At 75.9% G+C, this 245-nt stretch carries 1 pseudogene; it reads right to left on the bottom strand.

Features of this window, described 5'->3' with window-relative positions:
* Positions 1-245, bottom strand: a pseudogene (locus VTU_RS24985) (molybdopterin molybdenumtransferase MoeA); the annotation flags it as partial.

Genomic DNA, 245 nt, shown 5'->3' with positions numbered 1-245 from the left:
TGCAGCCGTTCCCGGCGTCCGTGGTGAACTCCTGCGGCACGACGGTGTCCAGCCCCGCGGGCAGGACCGCGCCGGTCATGATCCGCACGCACGCACCGCGCGCCACCGCGCCCGCCCAGGGCTTGCCGGCGAACGCGCTGCCCGCCACGCGCAGCGTCAGGGGCTGGCCGGCGACGAGCTCCGCGCCGGCCAACGCGTAGCCGTCCATGGCCGAGTTGTCATGCGGCGGCACGCTGATGGGCGAG

Origin of the sequence: Verminephrobacter aporrectodeae subsp. tuberculatae At4 (genome assembly GCF_000193225.1) — a bacterium.
GTDB lineage: Bacteria > Pseudomonadota > Gammaproteobacteria > Burkholderiales > Burkholderiaceae_C > Acidovorax > Acidovorax aporrectodeae.
Note: the sequence above shows the minus strand (reverse complement) of the source record. Positions and strands in the feature narration are given on the sequence as shown.